We start from the raw sequence: 22,674 nt of genomic DNA, 5'->3' as shown, positions 1-22,674 counted from the left end.
GCGAAAACGGCGAGGACGCCGTTTTGGGGTTGTTTCTGTCATGCGGAGGGCGACGAAAATTCCTCACGCGCCCCTCCACGCCGCCGTCCGGCTCGCCCGCCTCTCCTGCCCTTCCTGGCGGTGTGGCACCAAGAAGTTCTGGAAGGGGGTCCGGGGGAAACCTCTTTCAAGAGGTTTCCCCCGGCCGCCGGAGACATTCTCTATTCTACTTCCTGAAGATACGCTTGAGGGACGTGATGCCCATCTTGCGGCGCAGGAAGCCGAGCTGGTTCTGCAACGGCAGGTGCTTGGGACAGACATCCTCGCAGGCCAGCAGGCCCATGCAGCCGAAGATGCCCATGTCGTTGCCGATGATCTCGTAGTAGTCGGCATCGGTCCGCTGGTCGCGGGGATCGATAAGGAACCGGGCCACGCGGTTGAGGGCCGCCGCGCCCAGGAAGTCCTCGCGCAGGCGGGCCGTGCCGCAGGCGGAGATGCAACAGCCGCACTCCACACACCGCTCAAGCTCGTAGATGCCCACCGCGGTCTTGTTGTCCATCCGCTCCTCAAGGGCGGCGGGATCGAACTCCTTGTCGGTATGAATCCACGATTCGGTCCTGGTGTACATCTCGCGAAACCAGCTGCCGGTGTCCACAGACAGGTCGCCCACCAGCTTGAAGACCGGGAGGGGCAGCAGGGTGATCTCGCCGGGCAGATCCTTTGTCTTGGTATGACAGGCCAGCCCGGGGCGACCGTTGATGACCATGCCGCAGGAACCGCAGATGCCCGCACGGCAGCAGAAATCGAACTGCAACGACGGGTCCTGTTCTTCGCGAATACGGTTGAGGGCGATGAACAGGGTCATGGCGTCGGTCTCTTCGAGAACAAACTCCTCCATGTGAGGCGTGGACAAGGTGTCCTCGGGGTTATAGCGGAATATATTGAATTTGAGCAGTCTGGACATGGTCTATTCCTTCTTGTCGTCGGCGCTGATGATTTCGGATTTGCCGTAGCCCCTGTCGCCCGGGGGAATCTCCACCACGGTGGTGGCCGGTTCGTATTCCAAGGTGGGCAGGGTGTCGTCCGGGCTCTTCCAAATGGCCAGGGTGCGGGTCAGCCAATCGCGGTCATTGCGGGCCGGGAAGTCCTCGCGGTTGTGGGAGCCCCGCGACTCGGTACGCATGAGCGCGCCGTAGGCGACCATCAGCGCAAGCTTGACCTGTCCTTCTAGCTTGAGGGCGGCGGCCAGCTCGGGATTAACCCCCTTGCCATCGGAACGAAGGCCCACGTTCTTGGCCCGCACCAGCGCCTCCTGCAACGCGGCAACGCACGCATCAAGCCCCTCACGGGTCCTGAAGATGTTGGCTCCCTTGTTCAGCGCCTCGTGCATGGCCGCGCGGACCCTATAGACATTTTCCGAGCCGTTGCGGCATTTGACCAGGGCATCGATGCGCGTCTGCTGGCGCTTGACGGCGTCGCTGATAAGGGCTGTCTGGAAGATGGTCTCGCATCCCTTGAGATACTCGGCGATCTTGCGGCCCACGATGCCGCCCGCCACCACGGTCTCTGCCAGGGAGTTGCCGCCCAGCCGGTTGAAGCCGTGCATGTCCCAGCAGGCGGCCTCGCCTGCCGAGAAGAGGCCCTTGAGTCCATAGGCAGCGCCATCCTTGTTGGTACGCACACCGCCCATGGAATAATGCTGGGTGGGGCGCACCGGAATGAGCTGGTGGATGGGGTTCACGCCCAGGAAGGAAGTGCAGATTTCGTAGACCTCGCGCAGCTTGCCAGTGATGTGCTCCTCGCCCAGATGGCGGATGTCGAGCCACAAATGCTCGCCGTAGGGGCTCTTGACCCCGTGCCCCTCGCGCATGTGGTGGGTCATCCAGCGGGAGACCACATCTCGGGAAGCCAGCTCGGCCTTCTCGGGCTCATAAATGTCCATGAACCGCTTTTCGTTGACATCAAGCAACGTGCCGCCGTCGCCCCGGCACCCCTCGGTGACCAGGATGTCGGTGGGCACGATGCCCGTGGGATGGAACTGGACAGCCTCCATGTTGCCCATGGGCACCACGCCGGTATCCACGCACATGGCATGAGCCCCGCCGTCGCAGATGACGGCATTGGTGGTGTTGGGGTAGATGCGACCGAATCCGCCCGAGGCAATCATCACCGCCTTGGCCAGGTAGACGCGCAATTCGCCGCTGCGAAGACAACGGGCGACAACGCCGGAGCAGGTCTCGCCGTCGTGGATCAGTGCGATGGCCTCGGTCTTGTCATGGACCTCGACGCCCATCTGGGCGCAGCGGTTGTCCATGGTACACATGACCGCGTGGCCGGTGCCGTCCGAGGTGTAGCAGGTGCGCCATTTGGCCGTGCCGCCGAAGGAGCGGGCCATGATCAGCCCCTCTTTCTCCTCCTTTTCGACTTTTTCGAACTGCTTGCCCCCCTTGAAATAAATGGACTTTCCGGGCACCACACGGTTCCAGGGTACGCCCCAGTGGGCAAGACGGCGCATTTCTATGGGAGCCGCGTCGGCAAAGAGGCGGGCCACCTCTTGGTCGCAACCCCAGTCAGAGCCCTTGACCGTATCCTCGAAATGGACATCGGGACAGTCGCCCTCGCCCATGACGCTGTTGCCAAGGGAAGCCTGCATGCCGCCCTGAGCGGCCGATGAGTGGGAACGTCTGGCGGGCACCAGACTCAGACAGATGGCGGAGAAACCAGCGTCGGCGGCCTCCACGGCCGCGCGCTCGCCAGCAAGACCCGCGCCGACAACAAGCAAATCGGTGTAGACAGTCTGCATGACGATTTCTCCGTTAGTTGACGCTGAGGAAGAGGAACCGGACCAGGGTGATCAGGCCGATGCCGATGAAGACCAGAGTGAGGATGTTCTCGCCGCGTTTGAATCTGGCGCGATCCTTGTCCTTGACGAATCCCCACTTCACGGCGATGCGGTAAAGGCCGATGCCCACATGCAACTCCACCAGAGGAAGCAGAATGAGGTAGAACACGGCCCAGAAGCCGGACTGGATTCGCTCGGCCGACTTGATGGCGGTAATAGGCAGATCGGTCAGAACCACCCACATGTGGATGGACCCCATAAGCAATATGATCATGGCCGACACGGCCTGGACCACCCACAACCAGGTGTCGCCGTGACGCAGCATCCTGGCGTGCTGCCAGATGGTCTTCTGGCCGTCGAAGCGAAAGGGAATTTTCCGCGCCGCGAGCACGAAATGGGTCAGAAAAAGCAAAAAGACGAGGGGGCCGCCGACCTGGGCCATGCCGGTGGCTTCGAAGAATTCCGCAATGGCGTCCATGACGGCCGGGCTGATGACAACGCTGGACACCAGTATCATGTGACACCACATGAACAGGATCAGACCGGCCCCGGACAGCATCTGGACCCAATCCATGGCGCCGTCCCATTTTCCGGTTCTGCCAGCAGGTGCGTAACTGATGGACATTCACTTCCTCCGTTTTGTTGAACACACAAAAAACCCTTGACAAGCAATCCAGATTCCCTATGCCGGGCCAAGGATTCTTGTCAACATTCCCACAGGGAACACAGGGTGGAATGTCCAGCAATTACGAGCAAAAATAGCCCGTAACCCCCTTTGATTGCTCGGTCAAACACCAGGTTGTCCCCTAGTGCGTTTTTTGATCGAACCGACGCCGCCGCCAGCAATCGAACTTGGGAACATGCCGAAAATTCGCACCGGAACAGGATTGTGGTTTTCATCCCGCCCCACCTCGGGTAGTGTCGTCCCCTGCCACGCAGCTCAACCGCAACACCGCTTGCCTCAAACCCATCCCGGTATTAATTCACATGAATCGATCCACGAAAATCAATCAGATGTCCCAAAGGGGCGCAACCCCCGGAGAAACAACATGTTTAGAAAATTCCTGCTGTTGGGAGCACTCATTATGGTCCTGACCGGGTGCCAGACGCACACCAGCAAGACAAGCCCGGCTGGCTCGGCAGCCACCGCGCCGCCCCTGCTGACCCAACGTAATGCGGAAGACACGCGCATCGTCCGACTGGAAAACGGCCTGACCGTGCTGATCAAACAGGACGACCGTTTTCCGCTGGTCAACGCCCGCCTCTACGTCCACGCCGGCAGCGGCTACGAGACTCCTGAAATAGCGGGCATCAGCCATCTGCTTGAGCACATGGTATTCAAGGGGACCAAAAAGCGCGGCCCCGGCCAAAGCGCCCGCGATATAGAGGCCGTGGGCGGCAGCATGAACGCGGCCACCAGCTTCGACTACACCGTCTATTACGTAGAGGTGCCTGACGAAAAATGGAAAATCGGGCTCGACGTGATCACCGACATGGCCTTCAACGCAGTCATAGATCCCGGCGAATTGGCCAGCGAACGGCTGGTGGTGCTCGAAGAATTGGAACGCGGCGAGGATACCCCGGGCAGCAGGCTCTTCAAGACGCTTCAGGGCATGGTCTGGCATGGCACCACTTACGAATGGCCCATCATCGGTTATCGCGAGACCGTTTCCGCCCTGACGGACAAGGACATCCACGCCTATGTAGCCGAACACTACCAGCCCCAGTCCATGCTCCTGGCCGTGGTCGGCAAGGTGGACCCGGACGCGGTCCTGGCCGAAGCCAGACGGCTGCTCGGCGGACTGAAAAACACCCGCCCCTTCTCTCCGCCCGAGCCCATTGCCGTGCCCGCCGAGGGCAACGGACCCCGCGTTGTCACTTTGCCGGGCAAGTGGAACAAGGTCTACCTTGGCGCCACTTTCCCCATTCCCCATGCCGCCTCGGCCAAGATTCCCGGCATTGAGCTTCTTTGTCAGTTGCTGGGGGGTGGCGATTCCTCTCGCCTGTACCGGACCTTCAAATACGACAAGCAATTAGTGGACGACATCTCCCTTTCGCCCCTGTCCATCGAACGCGGCGGCATGCTCTACCTGAGTGCCACCCTTGATGCAGACAAGCTCGAAACCTTCTGGACCGAACTCATGGCCGAGCTGGCCTCCTTTGATCCGCAAGACTTCACGGACCGCGAGATCGAACGCGCCCGGCTCAACCTTGAGGACTCCTTGTTCCTGACCAAGGAAACCCTCTCCGGGCTGGCCAGCAAACTCGGCTATTTCCATTTCTTCGAGAACGGCGAACAGGCCGAACGCAACTATCTTTACGCCCTGAGTCACACCGGCCGGGACGAGCTGAAGGCCCTTTACGGGGAATACCTGCGTCCCGACCGGCTGTCCGCCTGCGTCCTGACCCCCGAGGACGCGACCACGACAGGCGACAGACTGACCGCTATCGCCGAGGAGGGCTGGCCCCTCAAATCCCTGACCGCCTCCCAGCTGACGGCGAGCATGCCGGATCAGGCGCGGGAAATTGCCCTTCCCGGCGGGAACACCCTGGTTGTGCTGCCGGACGACACGCTGCCCTACACGGCCATGAGCATCTACTGGACCGGCGGCGACGGCGAGCTGACCCCGGAGCAGCAGGGGCTGGCCGCCCTGACGGCCAAGGCCCTCACCCGAGGCACCATGACCATGTCGGCCACAGGGATTCAGGACTTCCTGGCCGATCACGCAGCCGGTGTCGGCGCAAGCTCCGGCCGAAACGTCTTTGCCCTGGAGACCAAGTTCCCGTCCCGATTCACGGGCGAGGTGCTGCCCCTGGTCCGCGACATTCTTACGGCCCCGGCCTTTGACACCGCCGAGATCGAACGCGCCCGCCAGGACCAGATTGCCGCCATCAGGCGGCGCGAGGACCAGCCCCTGGGCCTCGCCTTCCGCCATCTCTTCCCATTCCTCTACAAAACCGGGCCATACGCCCTGCTCCACCAGGGCACCGTTGAAGAAGTGCAGGCCATGACCCGGGACGACATCGTCCGCTTCTGGGGCAGGCAATCCATGCAGCCCTTTGTCCTGGCCGTGTGCGGGCAATTTGACGGCCAGGAGATCGAAGACTTCGCCGCCGGGCTCTCGCGGACCATGACCGCTCCGGGCACCGCCTACCAGTACACCAGCCCGGAGTGGAACGACACACGCGAGATAATGCTGCATCTGCCGGATCGCAGCCAGTCGCACCTGATCATGGCCTTCCCCGCGCCGGGCCGCACCGACCGTGAAGCCTCGGCCGGGCTGGAACTGCTCAAGGCTGCTCTGTCCGGGCAGTCCGGCCTCCTCTTTCGCGATCTGCGCGACGGGCAGGGACTGGCCTACGCTGTGACCTCGCTGCTCTGGCAGAGCCGCAACACCGGCTTCATCGCCCTGTACATCGGCACCAGCCCGGACAAGGTGGACCAATCCCTTCAAGGCTTCCACCGCATCCTGGCAGACCTCTCGGCCAAACCGCTTCCAGAGGCCGAGTTGGAGCGCGCCCGCAACATCCTGACAGGGGACTACTACCAGGAACACCAGTCGCTCATCTCGCGCAGTCGCGAGGCGGCATCCCTGCTCACCCAGGGGTTCGACCGGGAGTACGACCATGAAATCATAGAACTGGCTCGCACAATCACGCCCGAACGGATTCGCCAGCTCGTCCGGGAGTACCTGGACCCGGACAAGGCGTACTTGATGCAGGTCACGCCCTGACGGGCCAAACCGTGTCCAAACCCAGGGCCGGGCCGCTTTCGGGCGCTCCGGCCCTTTTCCAGGGCAGCGAGGGCCAAACCGCTTCAAATGCTTGCCCATGTCCGCCCGGTGGGCTACAACTCGTCAGCACCGCTTCAAACACCAGCATCCGGGGGGACTGACCCATGGCGCTCATTTTCGGCTCGCCCAAGAAGCAGGGCTCCTTCAGGGAAGATGTCAAGACAGACCACCGTCTGACCCTGGCCAAAGACATGTACATGGCCGGGAAGATCAAGATCGTGACCACCGAGACCATACCGGGCCGGGAAATCCAGTCCGCCTTCGGGCTCATCGTCTGCCGCAGCTACGTCTTTGACAACGCCTTCCACGGACTCATGGCCCAGGCTGTGGATGTCAACGCCGACGCCATCATCGGCTACCGCGAAAGCGTGGCCTTCCACCCCGAGGGAGACAAGTATTACTCCTGCTACGGCACTGCCGTACGGATGAAGAAACCCAAATAGCAGCTCCCGCCCCGACGCGAAAAGCCCGCCCCGGCAGATGCCGGAGGCGGGCTTTTTGTCGTTCATCAAACAGTCCGGGGCTACTCGCGCATTCCCAGCCGCCGGTCCATGAGCAACAGATCGGCCAGGGTCAGTGCGGCCATGGCCTTGAGCACCGGGTTGATGCGCGGGATGGCCGCGATGTCGTGGCGGCCGCCCACGGTAATGATGGCGGCCTCGCCCGAGCGGGTCACAGTGCGTTGCTCGCGGGAGATGGAGGGGATGGGCTTGACGTAGGCCCGGACCACGATGTCCTGCCCCGAGGAGATGCCGCCCAGTACACCGCCCGCATTGTTGGACGCGAACCCCTCAACGGTGATGGGGTCGTTGTTCTCGCTGCCCAGCATCCTCGCAGCCCGGCATCCGGCCCCGATCTCCACGGCCTTGACCGCGCCCACAGACATGAGAGCCCCGGCCAGCCGGGCATCGAGCTTGTCGAAAACCGGCTCCCCGAGCCCGGCGGGCACCCCGACAATACGCACCTCCACCACCCCACCCAGGGTGTCGCCCGAGGACTTGACCGCCTTGACCCGCTCGTCCCAGGCGGCCGGGGCGTCGGGGTCAGGACTGAAATAGGGACGCTCCTGCGCCCCCTCCCAGTCCACCAGCCGGGCCGGAATGCCACCCAGCTCCACGGTGCAGACATACACCGCTATGCCTTCGGCACGCAGAAGGGCCTGGGCCACAGCCCCGCCCGCCACGCGGCTGACGGTCTCGCGCCCGGACGAACGGCCCCCGCCGCGATAGTCGCGCAGGCCGAATTTGGCCTCAAAGGAAAAATCCGCATGGCCGGGCCGATAGATGTCCTTGACGGCCGAGTAGTCAGCCGAACGGTGGTCAGTATTTTCCACATGAAAGGCGATGGGGGTTCCCGTGGTCATTCCTTCAAAAACGCCCGAGAGAATGCGTACCTGATCCGCCTCCTTGCGCGCCGTGGCGGCCAATCCCCCCTGCCCCGGCCTGCGACGGTCCAGCTCGCGCTGAAGCACAGCCTCGTCCAGGGGAATCCCGGCCGGGCAACCATCCACGACCCCCCCCAGGCCCGGCCCGTGGGATTCGCCGTAGGTGGTCAGCCGAAACAGTGTGCCGTAGACATTGCCACTCATACCCGCTCCCTAATGGTTGGAAATTCTCTTCGGCGCTGGCTCCCCGCCATCCGGATTAGTATACCCGCCCGCCCCGACTGTCAAAACGGGTCAGCCAAGCCGCCCCAACTCCCTCACGGCCCGGTCCGCCACGGCGTCAAGCTCCCCCTCGTCCAGGACGATGTCCGCACAGGCCTCGTAGAGCGGGGCACGAGCGGCCAGCACCTCGCGCACTTCGTCGGCCACGGATTTGCCGGTCAGGGAGGGCCGCTGGGCCTCGTTGGGGTCGCTTGCCAGTCGCGCCGCGAGGGTCTCGACCGAAGTACGCAGATACAGGACCGCGCCGCCTCCGAGGATCTGCCGGTTGCCCTCGCGCAGGACGATGCCACCGCCGCAGCCGACCACCCCGGACAGGGCCGCGGCCCGCTCCAGGGCCTCGGTCTCGCGGTCGCGGAAGGCGTCCCAGCCACGGGCAGCCACGTAGTCGGCGATCTCGCAGCCCACGGCCTCCACCACCAGATGATCTGTATCCACGAACCCGCAGTTCAGGCGGCGGGCCAGGGCACGGCCCACAGTGGTCTTGCCGCAGGCCCGCGGCCCTATGAGAAATATGGTCTTTTGTGCGTCCATGGCCGGACAGTAGAGCAAAACACCGGCCTGTTCAATGGTGGGCTGGTGTTCCGTCTTTGCAATCGGGAGGAATGCTGCTAAATTCACCCGGCCATCGCAACATCGAGCACGGGGAGTCACCCATGAAGACCGCCATTTTCGGATTTTCCGGTTCAGGCAAGACCGATCTTTTCGCCGCCCTGGCAGGCCCTTCGGCCGCGTCAGCGGGCAACCGGGCCATGGTCAAGGTGCCCGACAGCCGCCTGGACCCGCTCATCGAGCTCTTTGATCCCAAGAAAGTCACCTACAGCGAGATCGAGTATCTCGACATCCCTGGCGGCGGGGGCAAGGGAACCGGCCTGGGCGAGCGGGTGCTCAACGAGGTGCGGCCCTACGACTGCTTCATCGGCGTGCTCGACGCCTTCTCCGGCATGAATGATCCCAAGGTCCAGTGGCAGGCCATCGAGGCGGACATGATGGTCACGGACATGGCCGTCATCGAAAAACGGCTCGAGAAACTCGCTCTGGACAAGAAGAAGAACAAGGCCCTGGTGGACCCCAAGGAAGAAGACGCCCTGGCGCGGGCCATGACCATGCTTGAGGAGGAACGGCCCCTGCGCACCGATCCGGCCGTGGCCGCGCTGCCGGAGCTCAAGGGCTACAAGTTTCTCTCGGCCCGGCCCATCCTCTATGTCTGGAACTGCCCGGAAGGCGAAGAGGCGTCCATCTCCCTGCCCGAGGAAACGCCGGGCATGGCCCATATGGCTGCCTCGGCCAAGCTGGAGCGCGAGCTGGCAGAGGTGGACGATCCCGACGAAAAACGCATGTTCCTCGACGATCTGGGTATCGCCTGCTCGGCGCTTGAAACAGTCATCGCCAAGACCTACCACCTGCTCGGACTCATCTCCTTCCTTACTGCCGGCGAGGATGAATGCCGCACATGGCCGCTGCGCCGTGGCTCCACCGCCCCTCAGGCGGCCGGAGTCATCCACTCCGACTTCGAAAAAGGCTTCATCCGGGCCGAGGTCATCGGCTACGAGGACTTCCTGCGGGCAGGCACCTTCAAAAAGGCCAAGGAACTGGGCCTGGCCCGGCTCGAAGGCAAGGAATACGTGGTTCGCGACGGCGACATCATCGAATTCCGCTTCAACGTCTGATCCATGCTGACGAGTAGCCTCGGGCTACACCCGTCTGGCGTCAAATCCGTATTGACCCTGCGCGGCTTGGTCACGCAACTCGCAAACGCGTTCAAACACTGCCGCCCGCTTGAGCATGTCGTCCATCGGCATGAACAACCCCGCGGTCAAAGCGTAGGTTTCCAGGAACTCCCGCCGCTCGTCGTCGGTCCGGCAGAATGGACCCGTCGCTGCGGCCGAGGCCATGAACAGCCCCACATCCACCCAGCGGCTGGAAACGCCCCCGTTCTCCCAGTCCACGAGCCACGCCCTGCCCCTGTCCTCGTCCACCACAAAATCCGACAGCTGGGTAGAACCGTGGGTCACCACCCTCTCCTCCCCAGCCAACAGCCGTGCGGCCTCATCCGTAAGGCGTTGCAGTTCCTTGCGATGTGATGGTGGAATCGTGACTGCGCTTCCGCCACACATACCGTACACGTCCATGACCGGGTCGTCGCGCTCCACAAGGGCCTCGACCTTGGGAAGGACATGAATCAGCCCCAGGGTATGAGCGGCCAAGCGCCAGTGGATTACGCTGACAAGCGGCTGCCCGGACAGAAATTCCATAAGCAAGGCACCCGTCGGCCGACCGTCCACCACAGCCGCCTCGTCGCAATAAAATGGCCGGGGCGTGACCCCGGAAGAACGAACCGCCATCAGTACGCCAAACTCGTAGGCGATTCGGGCCATGACCCCGAAACCGCCGCCCCGCGTCAACCGAAGTAGATACCGGGACTCCCCGTATAATTCCTGTATCTTGACCATGAAGTTGTCGTTGTTCCAACGCGACCCGAGAGGCACGATCTGCTCCTTGGGATTATCGGGAAACAACCACCTCTTTTCCTTCAGGAATGTGGCAACAGCCTGTATCGAATTCATATTTCCGCTCATTCATACCCTGCTGGCATCTACCAGCGCACCAAAAGACTTGCCAAAACAAGAACGGTAACTAATATATGACTATGAACACACATGACACGGATACCACAATGCGCGAAGTCGCCATCGAATTGGGCGATTGCCGCAACTGCCGGGGCTGCATCGACCTCAATCCCGACATTTTTGGCTGGGACGAGGTACTGGATATGCCTTTTGTCACCCGTTCCCAGGTAAGCGAGGACGAGGTGCAAGACATAATGAACTGCTGCCCCGAAGGGTGCATTGTTTTTGTAAACGAATAACGCCGTGTCAAAAGCCCGCTTGTGATCCGACCTCACTCGCCCTCCCCGCCACCATGCGGCAGGGAGCAGGACTCGCTGCAACAGGTGCCAAAGAGGAACCCGCAGTAGGTGTGGAACACACGGGTCTGCCGTTCGCGCTGCTCGTCGGTAAGCGGCGTGACCGTCGCCCGCGACACCATGTTCAGCAAGGAATCCCAGTCAGGCAACGCGGCCATGCCCGTGGCCTTCACCTCTCCTGTAGATACATCCAGAAGCGAAGCGGTCATGGTATCCGTAACCAGGGCGTAGGGCACGGGTCCACCCTCCATAAGCCGCCCGGCGCACACGGTCTCCCGCTCGAAACTGCCCACATTGCCGGCACAAAAGAGGATCAGGAAAATCGGTCTGCCCTGCTCGTCGTAAACCACGAAGTCAAGGGGGCGCTCGTACTCCTCGCCATCGACACGGTACGTCAATCCCACCTTGGCGCGAATACGTTGGCGCGGGTAGCCCTTCTCCTCCACCAACAACCGGGCCAATGCCTGCCGGAACTCTTCAAAGGTGGTCTCGTCGATCTCCTCGCCGCTCAGGTAGTCTCGCAGCGTGCCTCCAAGGCTGGTTTCATGCATGGCTCCTCCTCCCACTCCCACAGGTTGGTCCGCAGAGATATATCCCAGTCTACGGCACGGTTCAGGCCGCGTCCACCCTTCCAACCCAATGGATATGACCTTCGCCCATGCAAAGGGGGAGCCTTCAGTGGAAGACTCCCCCTTGGTTTTGTCGTGAAAGCAGGACTGGACTATGGCATCAGGCTTTTGCCCGCCTCAACCGCCAGATTAAAGAGCGGAGCCGGAACCATGCCAGCCAGCAACACCGCACCCGCCAACAGCCCGGCACCGGCCGAAGCAAACCAGCTGTTGTCCGGGGCCGGGGTCAGGTCCGGGGTCTTGTCCTCGGTGAAGGCGTGGCGGAACAGGCTCAAGTAGTAGTAGATGGCAATGGCCGAGTTGAGCACCAGGGTGATGACCAACCAATTGTAGCCATGGTCCCAGGCCGAGGTGATCAGGAAGAACTTGCCCATGAAGCCCATGGTGGGCGGCAGACCGACCAGGGCAAAGGCTCCGGCGGCCAACGAAAAGGCCAACACCGGGGCTTTCTTGTACAAGCCATTGAGATCACTCAGCTTGAGATTGCGGCCATCCACGGCCACCCGGCAGACAACCCAGAATACCAGCAGATTCATGACCAGATAGGCCAGGGCGTAGAAGGCGGCTGCAGCCAACCCCTCGGGGGTGCCGCTGACAAGGCCGACCATGATGTAGCCCGCGTGGGCCACGGACGAGAACCCGAGCAGCCGCTTGATGTCCGTCTGGGCCAGGGCCGCCAGGTTGCCATAGGTCATGGAGAGTGCGCCGAGAACCGCCAGCAGGGTGGTGATCTCAAGGCCCGGCTTGAGGAACACGGCCAACCGCGCCAGGATGACGATGGCACCCATCTTGGGCAGCGTGGCCACAAAGGCGGCGGTTTCGTTGCTGGCCCCCTGGTACACGTCCGGGCACCAGAAGTGGAACGGGAACAGGGCCAGCTTGAAGAACATGCCGCCCAGGAACAGGCACAGGCCAATCACGGCCATGGGCTGATCCGCAAAGGTCCACGACTTGCTCATCAGTTCGGCGATGTAGGTGGTATGCTGACTGGCCATGATGTAGGACAACCCATACAAGGCCAGGGCAGTGGCCACCGCCCCGAAGAGGATGTACTTGACTCCCGCCTCTGCCGCACCCTTGTTCCTGGCTCGCAGGGGGATGACTGCATAAAGGCTGTAGGAGGCCAGCTCCAGTGCCAGATAGATGGTGATCAGCTCCACCGCCGAGGAGAGTATCATCAGCCCAAGGGCCGAGAAGCCGAGCATCATGTAGTAGTCGCTGCGCTTCCCCTCGGCCAGCGTGGGTTGCCGCGCAGCGTTGATGACCGTGACGAAGAAACCGAAAGCGATGGCTATCTTGAAGAACTGGGACATCATGTCTACCCTGTAGACATCCCAGAGCATCAGGCCCTCATGGCCGTAGTTGACTATGGCCACAAAGAACCCGAGTCCCGCCCCAAAGGGCAGCCATTTTTCCACCACGGGTTTCCATTCCCTGTCGCCCAGGCTCTGAATGGTCAAAACCAGGACCAGACACAGGAAGTACAGTTCCGGAACAACCAGAGTGATATCGAAGTTCACGTCTGCCACTCCCTATTGCTTGTCCGCAACTGTGCCGAAGATGGCAGTTGCGGCGGTTTGCATTGGCTGCTCGGTCTCCAGATGGGCGACCTTGCGCCTGTCGAAGTCCTCAAGCAGCTTTTCGATGGACGGGTCGATAACCTTGAAGAACAGGGCGGGGTTAAGCCCGATCCAGAGCACGAACACCGCGGGAATGGTCAGATAGACCCACTCCCTGGCGTTGAGATCCTTCCACGATCTGGCGGTGGAAGGCTTGCCCCAGGCCATCTTAAGCGACACGCGGAACATGTAGGCCGCAGCCAGAAGCGCACCGGGCACGCAGAGCAGACCTATCCAGAGCGACTTCTGGAAGGCGCCCACAAAGACCAGTATCTCGCCCACGAATCCGTTGGTCCCAGGGAAGCCGAACGAGGCCAGCGCCATGAGACCCCAAAAGAACATGAAGGCGGGCATGTACTTCCCAAGCCCCAGGTTCTTCTCAATGTCGCGGCTGTGGCTGCGTTCGTAGACCGCGCCGATCATCATGAAGAGTGCGCCAGTGACGATGCCGTGGTTGAGCATCTGGAAGAGCGCCCCCTCCACCCCGCGCAGATTGAACAGGAAGATGCCCAAGGTGACAAAGCCCATGTGGCCCACCGAGGAGTAGGCCACCAGCTTCTTGATGTCCGACTGGCCCAGGGCAATGGCTCCGCCATAGATGATGGAGACAATGGAGATGGCAATCATCATCGGAGCGAAGTATTCGCTGGCCGCAGGTGTCAGCGGCAGGCAGAAGCGCAGGAACCCGTAGGTGCCCATCTTCAGCAGAACGGCCGCCAGAATGACTGAACCGGCCGAAGGCGCCTGCACATGGGCCGCCGGAAGCCAGGTGTGGAACGGGAACATGGGCACCTTGATGGCAAAGGCAAGGGCCATGGCCAGGAATGCCCAGAACTGGAAGCGGAAACTGAAGGCATGCTCCATCAGTTCGGGAATGGCAAAGGTGCCGCCCGTGATCCTGAAGGCCACGATGGCCGCCAGGAGCAGGGTCGAACCGGCCAGGGTGTACAGGAAGAACTTGAGGGATGCGTATTTCCTGTCGTCGCCACCCCAGACTGCAATGAGCAGGTACATGGGGATGAGCATCGCCTCCCAGAAGACATAGAACAGGACGAAGTCAAGCGCACAGAACACGCCCAGCACCGCCGAGGTCATGAACAGCAGGCAGAAGTGAAACTCCTTGACCCGCTTGCCGATGTAGGTCCAGGAGCACATGACGCAAAGCGGCAGCACCGCCAGCGTCAGCCAGACCATGAGTATGCTGATTCCATCCACGCCAAGGTAGTATTCCAGGCCCCATTGACGGACCCAGTCAAGGCGTTCGACGAACTGGAAGTCTGCGTTTGGTGTATAGCCGAGCAGCGGCACGGCCAGCAAAAGCTCGATGACGGACACCACGAAGGTGTACATCCGCACAACCTGGGGAGCCCGCAGGAAGAAGAGTCCGCAGGCCGCCACGAGCGGGAAAAGGATCAACAATGTGAGTACCGGATATCCGAAGTCCAAAGCTAGCTCTCCTTAGATTGTCCGGCTTAGCCGAAGTACCAAACAAGGGCGAAGATGCCCAGGCCAAGAACGGCGGCGTACGCCAGGTAGTCCTGCAGGCGGGCGTTCTGGACCTTGGCCCCCGCCCTGCCGATATTCCTGACGGTGTACGCGCTTCCGTCCACCACAGTGTCGATGCCCTTCTTGTCGAACCAGGAGGTGCCGTCACCCATACCGATGAGCGAACGCAGACCGATGGTGCGATAAACCTCGGTCCAGATGTCGTCGATCTTCGAGACCGGCCAGCACAAGGCCCGCATCACCACGCGGCCGAACAGCCGATAGAACCAGTCGAAATCGAGGTTCAACTTGGAATGCGGAGTAATGATCTCGCGGGTCAGGTAGAAGGCCAGGCCCGAGAAGCCAAGCAGCAGACCGGAGTTGATGACCTTGTCGATGGTCCAGGGATGGAAAGCGTGTTCAGAAACGAACGGCAGGTAGCGGTAGAGCATGTCGGGGTAAACGCCCTGAGCGATGCACAACAGGCCGGTCAGGGCCATGCCCACGTACATGTTCACCGGAATGGGCTTGATCTCGCCCGCGTAGTCGTGCTTGCCGCCCCAGAAGGCGAAGTACGGCAGCTTAATGCCCACCGAGATGAACGTGCCCACCGCCGCGATCTCCATGCCAAGGGCCAGCAGCGTATGATGGGCCTCGGCAGCCCCGGCGATGGTCATGGTCTTCGAGATGAAACCGTTGAAGAGGGGCATGCCCGAGATGGACAGGGCCGCCACCATGTACCAGACCATGACCCACGGCAGCCGGTAGGCCAGCCCGCCCAGCTTGTCGAGCTTTGCCGTACCCACGGCATAGAGCAGGCAGCCGGTGCCCATGAAGAGCAGTCCCTTGTAGAGGATATGGGCGTAGGCGTGGGCGATGGCGCCGTTGAGCGTCATGGCCGTGCCGATGCCGATGCCCGCCACCATGTACCCCACCTGGGAGACGATGTGGTAGGAGAGGATGCGCCGGGCGTTGTTCTCGATGCACGCGTACAGCACGCCGAAAACCGCCATGCAGGTACCGGCCACGGCCAGGACCTCCCAGCCCGCGAAGCCTCGGCAGAGCACATAGACCGCGGTCTTGGTGGTGAAGGCGCACATATACACTGCACCGCCGATGGAGGCGCGGGGATAGGCGTCGGGCAGCCAGGCGTGCAGGGGCACCACCGCGGCGTTGACGCAGAAGCCGATCAGAATCAGCCAGTCATAGAGCTGGGCCGCGCCGGGCTCGACGCCGATGAAAGCGAAGGAGCCGGTGGCCTTGAACTTGAGCAGCAGACCGGCCAGCAGGAACAGGCCGCCCACGGTGTGATACATGAAGTAGCGGAAGCCGGCGCCCACAGATTCCTTGGTCCGGGCCTGCCAGATGAGGAAGGTGGAACCGATGCTCATCAACTCCCAGAACAGAAAGACCGTAAGCAGGTCGCCCGCGAACACGCAGCCGAATCCGCCCGCCACATAGAGGGAGCCGCAGACGTAGTGCCCCCGGTCCTCCACATGCATGCCGTAGATGGCGCCAGCCACAGCGATGACGGCGAAGACCTGGCCAAAGACGATGGACAGCTTGTCCACCCGGCCAAGAACCAAGACCTGATCAAGATAGCCGATGGCGCCGTACATGCCCGGCTCGATGGTCATGATGCTGGCCAGGGCGATGAGCGGCGGCAGCAGGGCCAATGCGCCTCGGTAGGCCTTGTTCATCCATTGTTCTTTTGGGATGAACGGCACCAGAAGCGCCAGGGCCAGGAACGCCACGGAAGGATGGTAGAAACTAATCTCCATAATAGTCCTCCTTCCTGGCGATAAAGGGTTGAATGATCTTTTTCATGACAATGACCATCCCAAGGCCGACCACGAGACCGAATCCGGCGAAGAATCCTGGATACTTGTCAAGGCCGAAGTGCGGATGATGGGTGACAAAGGGGACGTTGAGCACCAGCAGCACGGCCAGCACCGCGAAGAAGATGATCTTCCACGTCTTCCTGTTGTCCCTGAATTTGGCGAGCAGCTCGCCCAGTCCGTTCTGACTCATTATTTCCCCCTAGAACTTGCCGAAGACGTTGACGAAGTTCAGGAACGTCTGCGGGTACAGACCCAGCAACACGGAGATGATCGCGGTGATGAACAGCGGCACGACCATGGTTTTCGACGCCTCGCTGTACTGCGCGATGTTCGCCTCGGGCGCGGCCGTCTTGAAGAAGGCGCGGTAGAGGATGGGCACGAAGTACCCCGCGTTGAGCGCGGTACTGGCCAGCAGCGCCAGCAAGAGCGGCATCTGCTCGGCCTGCAACGTGCCGTTGACCAGATACCATTTGGAGGCGAACCCGCAAACCGGCGGCATGCCGATCATTGAAAGCGAGGCCAGGCCGAAGGCGGCAAAGGTCCAGGGCATCCTGCGGCCAAGTCCGTCCATGAGGCTGATCTTCTTCAGATGCGTGGCCACGTAGATGGCCCCGGCAGCCATAAACAGCGTGATCTTGGAGAAGGCGTGGTGGGCGATGTGCATCACCCCGCCCTGCACCGCCGAGTCCGTCAGCATGGTCACGCCGATGACCACGTAGGAGAGCTGGGACACGGTGGAGTATGCCAGTCTCGCCTTGATGTCGTCCTTGGTCAGGGCGATGAGGGAGGCCGCCACGATGGTGAAGGCCGCGATGTAGGCTGTGGCTATGCCCAGGGTCGTGTCGCCGAGCATCGTGCCCGGCATGCCGACGAAAACGTCGCTTAAGGTCAGGGTGCCCGCCGTCTTGGTGCCAAAGCCCGAGAGGACGATGCGGCTGACGCAGAACACGCCCGCCTTGACCACCGCCACCGCATGCAGCAGGGCCGAAACAGGCGTGGGCGCGACCATGGCCGAGGGCAGCCAGTTATGGAAGGGCATGAGCGCCGCTTTGCCGATGCCGAAGATGAACAGCCAGTAGGTCAGCGCCACCAGCCTGGGATGCTCTGCCACCACTTCGGCGGAGAACATGCCGTTGACGATGTCGGTCAAATGGAAGTCCAGGTTGCCCACCAGCACATAGGTCAGAACCATGGCGGGCAGCAGGAAAAGCTTGGACGTTCCCATCAGGTAGACGATGTACTTGCGCGCACCCGACTTGGCCTCATCGTCCTCATGGTGGTAGACCAGAGGATACGTGAACACCGTAATGACCTCGTAGAAGAGGTAGAGGGTGAACACGTTGGCCGCGAAGGCCACGCCCACGGCGCCGAAGATGGCCACCGCAAAGCAGATGTAGTAGCGGGTCTGGGCGTGTTCCTTGAGTCCGCGCATGTAGCCGATGTTGTAGCTGGTGGCGAAAAACCACAGGAGCGACGCGATCAAGGCAAAGATCATGCCCAGGCCGTCTGCGGCAAAGGCTATGGTGATGCCCGGCATAATCGTCGTAACATGGAAGAACCACACCTCGCCGCTGAGTACGGCGGGAGCCATGGACAACACACACAGGAACGTGGCGGCGGCTGCGACAAAACTGACCGCCTCCCGTTTGTTTTCATCTTTCCGGTTCAGCCAGATAAAGAGCGGCGCGATCAGTGTGATCACCACCGGCAGGAGTATCCGGGAACTTTCTATGGTAACCCCGTCCATCATAGCTATTCCTTCAAGGTAGTGATGTCACTGGTTTGGGCGGAACCGAACCGCCGGGCAACGACCACGACTATGGCCAGCACGAGTGTGGCCTCGGCCGCTGCGAGTCCCATGACGAACAGGGTGCCGAGCTGGCCGAGGGTCGCGCTGAAGTCCGTGAGCTGGGCGGCTGCCACGATGGACAACCCCGCGCCATTGAGCATCAGCTCCACGCAGATCAGCATGCCGACAAGGCTTCTCCGCTGGGTCAGGCCATAAAGACCCGCACAAAGCAGGATCAGCGCAACGATTTGGTATAGGGTCAGGGCGCTCATCTATTTTCCCTCCCTCTTTTCCCAGGTCAGGAGCACGGCCCCGGCCATGGCCACCATGAGGACCACGGAGATCAGCTCAAAGGGCAGAAAGTATGAGCCGAGCAACCCTTCGCCCAACTGTTTGATGCTCACCTCAGCGGGCACCGCAATGGATTCCACCGGCCGGGTCATTATGAGCCAGCCAAGCACAGCGGCGGGTGCGATGGTGGCAGCCAGCCCGAGAACGCGGGTCTTCATGGGCACACGGCCGGATTCGTCGCCGCCGCTTTCCGCCCGGGTGAGCATCACCGCGAAGAAGATCAGCACACTCACCGCTCCGACGTATATGAGCAACTGCATGAAGGCCATGAAGGGGGATGCCAGCAACAGGTACATGCCCGCCACGCCGATCAGGGTGATGATCAGTCCGACCAGAGCGCGTACCAGACTGCTGCTCGAAACGGCGAGAATAGACCCGCCCAGAATGACAGCCGTGTAGACACAGAATGCCACTTTAGCCATTACTTCCATATTATGCCTCCTTTTGCGCCGCTGCCGGCCTGGCTTCGGGCTTGGGAGCCGGGGCAGACACCTCTGCCGCCTGCTCGCGCAGCCGGGCAAGAAGATCGATGTGCATCTCCTTGCGGGAGGTGGCCACCCAATAGATGTTGCTGGAAAACCGCAGCGTGTTGGCCGGGCAGTTGTCGATGCAGGTGCCGCAGAGGCTGCAAAGTGTATAGTCGTACATGAACTTGGCCGGGAACTTGGGGGCCTTGGGTTTGACGACCTTCTCCCCCCGCTCCTCGGCCTCCTTCCAGGCCTGTTCCTGCTCGGGAGTGGGCGTGGGCGCCTTGCTCTTGACGACCTTGAGGCAGTTAGACGGGCAGTTGGTCACGCACATCATGCAGGAGATGCACTTGGGCGTGGCCGGGTCCTTGGGCATGCCGATCAGCTCCACGTGCCCCCCGTAGGTGGACAGGTTTTCGCTGTCGATGACCTGGCGCGGATAGTGGACGGTAATCAGGGGCTTGCAGAAGTACTTGCCCGTGATCTTGAGCCCCACCAGCAGACTCCAGCAGTCGAGTATCGGCTGTATGACGTGTTTTCTCAGTGCGTTCATGATGACACCCCTACAGCTTCATGATCAGCGCCGTGGCCAGCAGATTGAACGTCGCCAGCGGCAGCAGCCATTTCCAGTTGATGTTCAGAAGCTGGTCGAACCGCACGCGAGGGAAGGTCCAGCGGGCCCATATCATGAGGAACAGCAGGGCATAGGTCTTGATAAGCATCCACCACCAACCCTCGATGCCCGGAATGGGGCCATGGAAGCCGCCCAGGAACAGCACCGAGCAGATGGAGCAGATGACGACCATGTACCCGTACTCGGCCATGAAGAAGAGACCGAAGCCCATGGACGAATACTCGGTGTGGAATCCGGCGGTCAGTTCCGACTCGGCCTCGGCCAGGTCGAAGGGGGCGCGGTTGGTCTCGCCGAACATGGCCACCAGGAAGACAAGGAAGGCCAGCGGCTGCTTCCAGATGAACCAGTTGCCGATGTGTCCGGCCTGCTGGGCCGTGATCTCGGTCAGGTTCAGAGTGCCGGTCATGAAGGCGATGGCCAGCACGGTCAGCAGCAGCGGAATCTCGTAGGCCACGGTCTGGGCCACGGCGCGGGCTGCGCCCAGAACGCCCCATTTGTTGTTGGAGCCCCAGCCGGCCAGGATCAGGGCCAGGCCGTTGAAACTGGAAAAGGCCAGGATCAGCAGCAGGCCGAGATCGACCTCCATGCCGGTAAGCACCGGGCCGTAGGGAATGGGCATGAAGAGCAGCAGGACCGGGATCATGGACAGGATCGGAGCCAGCCAATAAAGGAAGCGGTCCGCGTTGTCCGGGGTCAAAAGCTGCTTGCCCATGAGCTTGAGGCCGTCGATGAGGGTCTGCAATACGCCGTGGGGACCGACTTCAAAGGGGCCGGGCCTGCGCTGGATATGGCCCGCGAACTTGCGCTCGCAGTAAACCAGCACCAGGGCGTTGACGGCCAGCCAGGCCATGGAGCCGACCACGGCAATGACCAGCGGTATCAGGTTCTGTATGAATTCGTTCATTACTCCACCCTACCTGTCGAGTTCGGGAATAATCAGATCGAGGCTGCCGAGGATGGCCACGGCATCGGCCAGGATGGTGCCCGTGGCCGCCTCAGCAAAGGCGTTCATGTTGGAGAAGCCCGGAGCCCGCAGCTTGACGCGATACGGCGTCTTGGTGCCGTCGGATGCGACATAGACACAGATCTTTCCACGCGCTCCCTCCACCGCGAAGTAGGCCTCGCCTGCCGGGGGTTTCATGGCCGGTTTGGGGGCCTTGTCCACGATGTGTCCTCCCTCGGCGCCGGACAGCTGCTCGAGAGCCTGCTCGATGATCCGCAGACTCTGCTCCATCTCCGCAAGACGGACATGGTATCGCCCGGCCGAACAGGCGGATTCCTGGGTCGGGATATCGAAGTCGAACCGATCATAGACCGAGTACGGCTCGCTGCGGCGCACGTCGTAGGCCACGCCCGCTCCGCGCAACACCGGGCCGGTGCAGCCGTAACGACGGCACATGTCCTGGTCGATGATGCCGATGTCCTCGATGCGGCGGCGCAAGATGAGGTTTTCCGTGACCAGATCGTGATACATTGGCAGACGACCCCGGAAATGGGGAATGAACGCCTTGATTAGCTCAATGCACTTGTCGTCCAAGTCCATCTGCACACCACCGACGCGGAAGTTGCTGTAGGTCAGCCTGGAGGCCGAGGGGCGCTGCAGGATGTCCAGAAGCATTTCGCGATCATCAAAGGCGTACATGATGGGCGTGAAGGCGCCCAGGTCGAGAATGTAGGCCCCCCACCACAGCAGGTGCGAGGTGAGGCGGTTCAGCTCGGTCATGATGACCCGCAGATACTGCGCACGCTCGGGCACTTCGATACCCATGAGTTTTTCCACGGCGCCCACATAGGCCCAGTTCCAGGCCATGGCGTGGCCGTAGTCCACGCGCCCCATGTTGGGGATGAAACCTCCCCAGGTTTGGACTTCGCCCATTTTTTCGTGCATGCGGTGCAGGTAGCCCAGCACGGGCTCGGCGCGGACGATGTATTCGCCGTCAACCTCGATCACGATCCGAAGCACACCATGGGTGGAGGGATGCTGCGGACCCATATTGATGATCAGGGTTCCGTCCTGCTTTCCGGCCTCAAACTTACGGGTGTAGAAGTCACCCGTCATCTGATCCATGTTTTGGTAAGCCGACATAAACTCTCAGTCCGGTTTGTATACCGACCGGTTGCCCCGGCCTACGCGTCGGAGGCCTCCCCGGCCTCCGCTTCCGCAAACAACGCCTCGATCTCCCCGTTGGAGGAAACGATCTCTCCAAGGCTTAGGACCTCCTTGATGGAGAGCCTTGCCTTGTCGGACTTGACCAGCGGATGCACGTCCGCGTCCTCGGCCGGCATAAGCAGCGGCACGAAGTTGGGATTGCCCTCAAAGATGATGCCGTGGAAGTCGCGGGTCTCCCGCTCATGCCACTCCGCGCCGTGAAAAATCCCGGCGATGGACGGCACCACCGGGTTCTCTCGTGAAACGAGAACGCGAAGCGTCACCCTCTCGTCAATGTCCCAGCGATTGAAGTGATAGAGCACCAAAAATCCCTCGGCGAAATCCAGGGCAAGGATGTCTTCAAGGGAGTATTCGGCCCCCATGAGCTTACGGGCCGCCTTGAGAACCTGCCCGGGAGCCAGGAACACGGACCAGAAGTGCCCGGTCGCGCCCCTGTCCTGCCGGGCCACCAGTTGTGTGGGTATGCCTTCCAGTGCCTGGAGCAT

At 61.6% G+C, this 22,674-nt stretch carries 22 protein-coding genes; 4 read left to right on the top strand and 18 right to left on the bottom strand.

All coding sequences use genetic code 11. The features are described 5' to 3' along the window. Positions 1-205 precede the first annotated feature (205 nt). Genes GKC30_RS04650 through GKC30_RS04640 form a run of 3 tightly spaced genes read right to left on the bottom strand, consistent with a single transcriptional unit; the run spans position 206 to position 3,446 of the window. Positions 206-943 carry a fumarate reductase iron-sulfur subunit gene (locus GKC30_RS04650; RefSeq protein WP_155932564.1) on the bottom strand — a complete coding sequence of 246 codons (738 nt, stop codon included), beginning with the start codon at positions 941-943 and terminating at the stop codon, positions 206-208. Between the two features lie 3 nt (positions 944-946). Beyond that, positions 947-2,782: a fumarate reductase flavoprotein subunit gene (locus GKC30_RS04645; RefSeq protein ID WP_155932563.1), complete on the bottom strand. Its 1,836-nt coding sequence runs from the start codon at positions 2,780-2,782 to the stop codon at positions 947-949. Between the two features lie 13 nt (positions 2,783-2,795). After that, on the bottom strand, positions 2,796-3,446 hold the full coding sequence (locus GKC30_RS04640) for a succinate dehydrogenase/fumarate reductase transmembrane subunit (protein ID WP_155932561.1): 651 nt from the start codon (positions 3,444-3,446) through the stop codon (positions 2,796-2,798). A gap of 424 nt (positions 3,447-3,870) precedes the next feature. On the opposite strand from GKC30_RS04640, the gene GKC30_RS04635 reads away from it, so the two are divergent. Then, the gene (locus GKC30_RS04635) at positions 3,871-6,555 is read left to right on the top strand and encodes a M16 family metallopeptidase (RefSeq protein WP_196772807.1); all 2,685 of its coding nucleotides are present in this window, start codon (positions 3,871-3,873) and stop codon (positions 6,553-6,555) included. 164 nt (positions 6,556-6,719) lie between these two features. Next, positions 6,720-7,058, top strand: coding sequence for a hypothetical protein (locus tag GKC30_RS04630; protein ID WP_155932559.1), 339 nt, complete (start codon positions 6,720-6,722; stop codon positions 7,056-7,058). A gap of 80 nt (positions 7,059-7,138) precedes the next feature. Here GKC30_RS04630 and aroC read toward each other — a convergent pair whose 3' ends face one another. Continuing rightward, positions 7,139-8,203, bottom strand: coding sequence for a chorismate synthase (gene aroC, locus GKC30_RS04625; protein ID WP_155932558.1), 1,065 nt, complete (start codon positions 8,201-8,203; stop codon positions 7,139-7,141). 90 nt (positions 8,204-8,293) lie between these two features. Then, positions 8,294-8,812: a shikimate kinase AroL gene (gene aroL / locus GKC30_RS04620; protein ID WP_155932557.1), complete on the bottom strand. Its 519-nt coding sequence runs from the start codon at positions 8,810-8,812 to the stop codon at positions 8,294-8,296. A 122-nt stretch (positions 8,813-8,934) separates the two neighbouring features. Here aroL and GKC30_RS04615 point away from each other — a divergent pair, with 122 nt between their 5' ends. Beyond that, positions 8,935-9,948, top strand: coding sequence for a DUF933 domain-containing protein (locus tag GKC30_RS04615; protein WP_155932556.1), 1,014 nt, complete (start codon positions 8,935-8,937; stop codon positions 9,946-9,948). 24 nt (positions 9,949-9,972) lie between these two features. Here GKC30_RS04615 and GKC30_RS04610 read toward each other — a convergent pair whose 3' ends face one another. After that, on the bottom strand, positions 9,973-10,845 hold the full coding sequence (locus GKC30_RS04610) for a phosphotransferase (protein ID WP_155932555.1): 873 nt from the start codon (positions 10,843-10,845) through the stop codon (positions 9,973-9,975). Between the two features lie 77 nt (positions 10,846-10,922). On the opposite strand from GKC30_RS04610, the gene GKC30_RS04605 reads away from it, so the two are divergent. Continuing rightward, complete coding sequence (locus GKC30_RS04605; protein ID WP_231117038.1) at positions 10,923-11,147, top strand: 4Fe-4S domain-containing protein; 225 nt, start codon at positions 10,923-10,925, stop codon at positions 11,145-11,147. Positions 11,148-11,179: 32 nt separating this feature from the next. Here GKC30_RS04605 and GKC30_RS04600 read toward each other — a convergent pair whose 3' ends face one another. From GKC30_RS04600 to GKC30_RS04545, 12 genes are all read right to left on the bottom strand, one after another. Continuing rightward, positions 11,180-11,755, bottom strand: coding sequence for a type I restriction enzyme HsdR N-terminal domain-containing protein (locus GKC30_RS04600; RefSeq protein WP_155932554.1), 576 nt, complete (start codon positions 11,753-11,755; stop codon positions 11,180-11,182). Between the two features lie 170 nt (positions 11,756-11,925). Further along, the gene (locus GKC30_RS04595) at positions 11,926-13,353 is read right to left on the bottom strand and encodes an NADH-quinone oxidoreductase subunit N (protein WP_367613974.1); all 1,428 of its coding nucleotides are present in this window, start codon (positions 13,351-13,353) and stop codon (positions 11,926-11,928) included. Positions 13,354-13,365: 12 nt separating this feature from the next. Beyond that, positions 13,366-14,898, bottom strand: a complete 1,533-nt coding sequence (locus GKC30_RS04590) for a complex I subunit 4 family protein (RefSeq protein WP_155932553.1) — start codon at positions 14,896-14,898, stop codon at positions 13,366-13,368. A 26-nt stretch (positions 14,899-14,924) separates the two neighbouring features. Further along, positions 14,925-16,718: a Na(+)/H(+) antiporter subunit D gene (locus GKC30_RS04585; RefSeq protein WP_155932552.1), complete on the bottom strand. Its 1,794-nt coding sequence runs from the start codon at positions 16,716-16,718 to the stop codon at positions 14,925-14,927. Beyond that, positions 16,708-16,968: a hypothetical protein gene (locus GKC30_RS04580; RefSeq protein WP_155932551.1), complete on the bottom strand. Its 261-nt coding sequence runs from the start codon at positions 16,966-16,968 to the stop codon at positions 16,708-16,710. The genes GKC30_RS04585 and GKC30_RS04580 overlap by 11 nt, the downstream gene beginning before the upstream one ends. A gap of 9 nt (positions 16,969-16,977) precedes the next feature. Further along, positions 16,978-18,528: a monovalent cation/H+ antiporter subunit D family protein gene (locus tag GKC30_RS04575; protein ID WP_155932550.1), complete on the bottom strand. Its 1,551-nt coding sequence runs from the start codon at positions 18,526-18,528 to the stop codon at positions 16,978-16,980. 2 nt (positions 18,529-18,530) lie between these two features. Next, positions 18,531-18,839 (bottom strand): NADH-quinone oxidoreductase subunit NuoK, encoded by a 309-nt coding sequence (gene nuoK, locus GKC30_RS04570; protein WP_155932549.1) that lies wholly within the window; start codon positions 18,837-18,839, stop codon positions 18,531-18,533. Next, on the bottom strand, positions 18,840-19,349 hold the full coding sequence (locus GKC30_RS04565) for an NADH-quinone oxidoreductase subunit J family protein (RefSeq protein WP_155932548.1): 510 nt from the start codon (positions 19,347-19,349) through the stop codon (positions 18,840-18,842). A 1-nt stretch (position 19,350) separates the two neighbouring features. Further along, positions 19,351-19,938 (bottom strand): 4Fe-4S binding protein, encoded by a 588-nt coding sequence (locus GKC30_RS04560; protein ID WP_155932547.1) that lies wholly within the window; start codon positions 19,936-19,938, stop codon positions 19,351-19,353. Positions 19,939-19,948: 10 nt separating this feature from the next. Continuing rightward, a complete protein-coding gene (gene nuoH, locus GKC30_RS04555; RefSeq protein WP_155932546.1) occupies positions 19,949-20,923 on the bottom strand; it encodes an NADH-quinone oxidoreductase subunit NuoH in 975 nt (324 codons plus the stop codon). Between the two features lie 9 nt (positions 20,924-20,932). Beyond that, a complete protein-coding gene (locus GKC30_RS04550; RefSeq protein ID WP_155932545.1) occupies positions 20,933-22,105 on the bottom strand; it encodes an NADH-quinone oxidoreductase subunit D in 1,173 nt (390 codons plus the stop codon). A 41-nt stretch (positions 22,106-22,146) separates the two neighbouring features. Further along, entirely contained in the window at positions 22,147-22,674 is a 528-nt protein-coding gene (locus GKC30_RS04545) for an NADH-quinone oxidoreductase subunit C (protein WP_155932544.1), read from the bottom strand.

It is taken from the genome of Pseudodesulfovibrio alkaliphilus (assembly GCF_009729555.1).
Taxonomy (GTDB): domain Bacteria; phylum Desulfobacterota; class Desulfovibrionia; order Desulfovibrionales; family Desulfovibrionaceae; genus Pseudodesulfovibrio; species Pseudodesulfovibrio alkaliphilus.
This window is presented reverse-complemented; position numbering and strand designations above follow the sequence as displayed.

What these genes read in the sequence shown, in the direction of transcription:
- GKC30_RS04610 (WP_155932555.1), bottom strand. Translation starts at nt 10,845, where the DNA reads ATGAATTCGATACAGGCTGTTGCCACATTCCTGAAGGAAAAGAGGTGG.
- nuoK (WP_155932549.1), bottom strand. Translation starts at nt 18,839, where the DNA reads ATGAGCGCCCTGACCCTATACCAAATCGTTGCGCTGATCCTGCTTTGT.
- GKC30_RS04580 (WP_155932551.1), bottom strand. Translation starts at nt 16,968, where the DNA reads ATGAGTCAGAACGGACTGGGCGAGCTGCTCGCCAAATTCAGGGACAAC.
- GKC30_RS04600 (WP_155932554.1), bottom strand. Translation starts at nt 11,755, where the DNA reads ATGCATGAAACCAGCCTTGGAGGCACGCTGCGAGACTACCTGAGCGGC.
- GKC30_RS04565 (WP_155932548.1), bottom strand. Translation starts at nt 19,349, where the DNA reads ATGGAAGTAATGGCTAAAGTGGCATTCTGTGTCTACACGGCTGTCATT.
- GKC30_RS04585 (WP_155932552.1), bottom strand. Translation starts at nt 16,718, where the DNA reads ATGGAGATTAGTTTCTACCATCCTTCCGTGGCGTTCCTGGCCCTGGCG.
- GKC30_RS04615 (WP_155932556.1), top strand. Translation starts at nt 8,935, where the DNA reads ATGAAGACCGCCATTTTCGGATTTTCCGGTTCAGGCAAGACCGATCTT.
- aroC (WP_155932558.1), bottom strand. Translation starts at nt 8,203, where the DNA reads ATGAGTGGCAATGTCTACGGCACACTGTTTCGGCTGACCACCTACGGC.
- GKC30_RS04645 (WP_155932563.1), bottom strand. Translation starts at nt 2,782, where the DNA reads ATGCAGACTGTCTACACCGATTTGCTTGTTGTCGGCGCGGGTCTTGCT.
- GKC30_RS04605 (WP_231117038.1), top strand. Translation starts at nt 10,923, where the DNA reads ATGACTATGAACACACATGACACGGATACCACAATGCGCGAAGTCGCC.
- aroL (WP_155932557.1), bottom strand. Translation starts at nt 8,812, where the DNA reads ATGGACGCACAAAAGACCATATTTCTCATAGGGCCGCGGGCCTGCGGC.
- GKC30_RS04560 (WP_155932547.1), bottom strand. Translation starts at nt 19,938, where the DNA reads ATGAACGCACTGAGAAAACACGTCATACAGCCGATACTCGACTGCTGG.
- nuoH (WP_155932546.1), bottom strand. Translation starts at nt 20,923, where the DNA reads ATGAACGAATTCATACAGAACCTGATACCGCTGGTCATTGCCGTGGTC.
- GKC30_RS04550 (WP_155932545.1), bottom strand. Translation starts at nt 22,105, where the DNA reads ATGTCGGCTTACCAAAACATGGATCAGATGACGGGTGACTTCTACACC.
- GKC30_RS04635 (WP_196772807.1), top strand. Translation starts at nt 3,871, where the DNA reads ATGTTTAGAAAATTCCTGCTGTTGGGAGCACTCATTATGGTCCTGACC.
- GKC30_RS04545 (WP_155932544.1), bottom strand. Translation starts at nt 22,674, where the DNA reads ATGCTCCAGGCACTGGAAGGCATACCCACACAACTGGTGGCCCGGCAG.
- GKC30_RS04575 (WP_155932550.1), bottom strand. Translation starts at nt 18,528, where the DNA reads ATGATGGACGGGGTTACCATAGAAAGTTCCCGGATACTCCTGCCGGTG.
- GKC30_RS04630 (WP_155932559.1), top strand. Translation starts at nt 6,720, where the DNA reads ATGGCGCTCATTTTCGGCTCGCCCAAGAAGCAGGGCTCCTTCAGGGAA.
- GKC30_RS04650 (WP_155932564.1), bottom strand. Translation starts at nt 943, where the DNA reads ATGTCCAGACTGCTCAAATTCAATATATTCCGCTATAACCCCGAGGAC.
- GKC30_RS04640 (WP_155932561.1), bottom strand. Translation starts at nt 3,446, where the DNA reads ATGTCCATCAGTTACGCACCTGCTGGCAGAACCGGAAAATGGGACGGC.